Origin of the sequence: Coleofasciculus sp. E2-BRE-01, assembly GCF_040221695.1 — a bacterium.
Lineage (GTDB): Bacteria > Cyanobacteriota > Cyanobacteriia > Cyanobacteriales > Coleofasciculaceae > Coleofasciculus.
Genome location: NZ_JAVKEA010000049.1, coordinates 1 through 3,945, shown reverse-complemented (window position 1 = coordinate 3,945; position 3,945 = coordinate 1). Strand labels below are relative to the sequence as shown.

Annotated in this window: 3 protein-coding genes and 1 pseudogene; 3 read left to right on the top strand and 1 reads right to left on the bottom strand. The window is 45.5% G+C overall.

The annotated features are described in order from the left end of the window. Positions 1 to 856, top strand: a pseudogene (locus RIG66_RS05535) (hypothetical protein); the annotation flags it as partial. 493 nt (positions 857 to 1,349) lie between these two features. Continuing rightward, a complete protein-coding gene (gene rpsU / locus RIG66_RS05530; protein WP_006098158.1) occupies positions 1,350 to 1,529 on the top strand; it encodes a 30S ribosomal protein S21 in 180 nt (59 codons plus the stop codon). Between the two features lie 131 nt (positions 1,530 to 1,660). On the opposite strand, the gene hemH is transcribed toward rpsU, so the two are convergent. Next, complete coding sequence (gene hemH, locus RIG66_RS05525; RefSeq protein ID WP_446375974.1) at positions 1,661 to 2,824, bottom strand: ferrochelatase; 1,164 nt, start codon at positions 2,822 to 2,824, stop codon at positions 1,661 to 1,663. 111 nt (positions 2,825 to 2,935) lie between these two features. Here hemH and RIG66_RS05520 point away from each other — a divergent pair, with 111 nt between their 5' ends. Beyond that, entirely contained in the window at positions 2,936 to 3,559 is a 624-nt protein-coding gene (locus RIG66_RS05520; protein ID WP_446375972.1) for a class I SAM-dependent methyltransferase, read from the top strand. Positions 3,560 to 3,945: the final 386 nt, after the last annotated feature.

Here is a 3,945-nt window from a genome sequence, read left to right as displayed (position 1 = left end):
GTTGAGGGTCCCGGATTGTCTAGAAGCCAAATTTGGGAAATATGTCACATCAAAAATTGGCAGCTTCTCCAGAAAGATTAATAGATTACCCAATAGCGGTGCGAAAACATGGCACTTCTATAGAAAGGATAATCGCTGGGTTGTTGCTGTTCAATTCACACCCGAAGCGGTGGAGAAGGTGAGTAGAGAAATTCAGTATGGTGCCCTGGGCATCGATCTAAATCCTAGTTCTATCGGTTGGGCTTATGTTGATGGTCAAGGAAATTTAAAAGCTCAGGGAACTCTTCCTTTTCAGACGGGTTTACCCACAGGCAAACAAGATGCTCAAATTGTAGATGTTTGTTTGAAATTGGCAGCTTTAGCCAGAATTTTTCAGTGTCCTATTCTGTGCGAAAGCTTAGATTTTTCGACCAAGAAAGCTCAATTGCGAGAGCGAACAAAAAAATATGCTCGAATGCTTTCTGCCTGGGCATACAGTCGTTTTTATCAAATTTTGTCATCGATTTTATCTAACCGAGGAATAACTCATCAGTTTGTCAATCCAGCTTACACGAGTTTGATTGGATTGGTTAAATATAGTCGAATGTATGGACTATCATCTGATGTGGCAGCTGCCCTGGCAATTGCCAGAAGAGGCATGAATAAGAGTGAGAGATTGCCGCGCTCTGTGTCCGCCTATCTCGGAGTGAATCCGAGAAAGCACGTATGGAGCGCTCTATATCAATTTAATAATTTTATTGGTCGATGCTCTGTAGTCAATCGTAGACACGATTACTATAGTGTCTTTAACTGGGAACCGTTGGTTAAGGCTGATATCGAGCAACAATGCCGGGTATCAGCCAAGCGTCAGCGTTAACGGTTATCGACCAAAAGTTACACCGTGGACTTATACCAAGACAGAATTACTTGTGGGTAGGTTTGTCTAGGTTTTTAGAAGCGGTTAAGCCACACTAGCTGTTTCCCGTACAAGTGGGGAAGAGTGAGCGCAAACCTCACTATAAAAGCCGTAAAGGGAAAGACTACGAGTACCTTCAAAGCATCTCTGATCGCCCATTTAATTAAGGGATTCAGACGCTTAGGCTTACCCGAAGCGAGAAGCGTTAGAGCGTCACTCAATCAACGCTAGTAATGGTCAAAACGGTTTAGGTGTTTGCTCTACTTTCATGAGTGAAGCCGTCTCAGTTACTTGTAAATTACGGTTTGATCCAGGGAGTGTAGTCTAAACGCAGTCACGATTGATCAGTATCGCTGCTGGTCTAAATACGCTAATTTTGTTAGAGATCGAGTTGGATGACTATTATCATCCATTACTTGTTGTAACTTGTTGTACGCTAGAAGGAGGATATAGTATGACCCAAGTGGTTGTAGGCGAAAATGAAGGAATTGAGTCAGCGCTGCGCCGATTTAAGCGGCAAGTGTCCAAAGCAGGAATTTTTGCAGATATGAAGCGCTTGCGTCACTTTGAGACGCCGATTGAAAAGAAAAAGCGCAAAGCAGTAGCTAGACGACGTAAGCGGCGAGTCCGCTAAGCAATTTCTCAATACCTTTTTTCCACCAAAACTTACAGCGCTTTTCAAGTAAGTGAGGTACACAGACAGATCCCCGACTTCTTGAAGAAGTCGGGGATCTTGCTTAGAAGGTAAAAAGGTTTGCCTCTGTTTTATAACAATCCCACAAAATGAAGTGGTCCTTGACCACTAATTAACTCCAAAACTAAAGCTAGAAAGCCAATCATCGCCAAACGACCATTCCAGACTTCAGCTGCCGTTGTCATACCCCATTCCCAACGTTCTTGGGGATACATCTTAACTTTTTTGCTGGGACGCACAACTTCGGCAAATGTTCGTGGCGGCGTGTTTAAGGCATCTACGACTAAGGTGGCGAGGGATTCAATAAAAACGGGATGGGTATTGAGTGCTGGAACTCGCTGGAAGTTGTGAATTCCAGCTTCTTCTGCGATTTCCCGATATTCAATATCAACTTCTTGTAACGTTTCAATATGTTCAGATACAAAGCTAATCGGGACAACCAGCAAGTCTTTGACTCCTTGATTCCCTAATTCTTTCAGTGCATCTTCAGTGTAGGGTTGCAGCCACTCCACAGGACCCACCCGACTTTGATACGCCAGGGTATGAGGGTTGGGGCGATTGAGCGTCTGCATAATTAGATCTGTGCAATGTTCAATCTCTTGTTGGTAGGGATCTCCAGCTTCTGTGACATAGCTGCTGGGAACACCATGAGCGCTGAAGAAAATATGAACAGCGTCAGGATCATCAAACCGTTGCAGTTCCTGATCAATCAAGTCCGCCATGGCTTGCAGGTAACCCGGTGCTTGATACCAAGAGGGAATGACCGTGTATTCCAGTTGGTTGAGTTTAGCATCCTCCTGCCAAAGTTGTTCCAGAAGCCGGAAACTGGAACCACTGGTACTGATGGAAAATTGCGGGTATAGGGGTAAAATAACCAGGTGTTCAATGCGATCGCGTTTAACATGGGCGATCGCTTCCTCGGTGAAGGGATGCCAGTAACGCATACCCACATAGATATTCGCCTCTTGCCCCTGCTGCTTTAACGTCTCCTGTAAAGCTTGGGCTTGGGCTTCAGTAATGTGCCGCAGCGGTGAACCTCCACCAATTTGGCGGTAATTCTCTTGCGACTTCTTTGCCCGCATTGTCGAGATTAACCAAGCCAGGGGCTTTTGCATCCACGAAAATGGCAGGCGAATAATTTCGGGATCGGCAAATAGATTAAAAAGAAAGGGGCGGACATCTTCTAAATTATCCGGTCCACCTAAATTAAGTAATAATACCCCAACACGACCCATAGCAACCACGGCATTCCAAATATTTCATATTTGTTACTGATTTTAACAATATATGCTGGTAATGGTTTGAGTTTTCCGGAAAAAATCTAGATTCTTGATCCTAGCAGAACTATGGCAACCGTATTAAGACCGTTGAGTTATAAGTATCAGTGGCTATATGACACGATTTCTCGATTAGCTGCCACGAGTGTGGGTGGAGAACGGCAATTCCACCATCTGCCTTTGCAGGGTTTAACAATTGACTCAGAAACGCAGGTGTTAGACCTTTGCTGTGGCGGGGGTCAGGCTACCCGCTTTCTGGTGGAGTATTCCCAGAATGTCACAGGACTGGATGTTTCACCCTTATCGCTGCAACGCGCCGAAAAGAATGTGCCTCAAGCGAAGTATGTAGAAGGTTTTGCCGAGGATATGCCGTTTTCGGAGAATCAGTTTGACCTGGTGCATACCAGTGTAGCACTCCATGAGATGCCGCCGTCAGTGTTGCAGCAAATTCTTAGGGAAGTGTATCGGGTGCTGAAACCGGGTGGTGTGTTCGCGCTGGTGGATTTCCACAAACCGACGAATGTTTTATTTATGCCGGGAGTCGCTCTGTTTCTCTGGTTATTTGAAACGGAAACGGCGTGGCAGTTATTGGAGACAGATTTGGTGAGATTGCTTAAGCAGACGGGATTTTCATCCTGTGAACAGCGTCTCCAGGCGGGGGGGAGTTTACAGGTGATTCAGGCAAAAAAGTGAGTAGGAAAAGCAGGGTTTGTAGGGGCGGGTTTAGGGACTTTCGTTTGGCTATGGATAATAACGTTTGTGCAAAACCCGCCCTGACCTGACCCCAATATAACTAAACCTGCCCCGACCGATTATATCTGTTCCTGGAGTTCAGCGACTTGGGCTTCTAAGTCTTGAATTCGTTCTTTGAGTTCGATAACTAGGGTAGCGAGTCGGTCAAACATAGGATCAGAGGATAAGACTCGCGGTGGGGTTCCGGGGGCTCACAAGGGTAGGTTTTTTAAGATGGGGGTTTAGGCAAGACAAGGAAGACAGGTAGACCAGTAGACAAGGAAGAGTGAGAACGAAAAATAGGGCGTTTCGGCTTTTAGAAGTTAGTTTGACCGAACCGAATTCTG

Coding starts and splice junctions, on each gene's coding strand:
- rpsU (WP_006098158.1), top strand. CDS start 1,350: ATGACCCAAGTGGTTGTAGGCGAAAATGAAGGAATTGAGTCAGCGCTG.
- RIG66_RS05520 (WP_446375972.1), top strand. CDS start 2,936: ATGGCAACCGTATTAAGACCGTTGAGTTATAAGTATCAGTGGCTATAT.
- hemH (WP_446375974.1), bottom strand. CDS start 2,824: ATGGGTCGTGTTGGGGTATTATTACTTAATTTAGGTGGACCGGATAAT.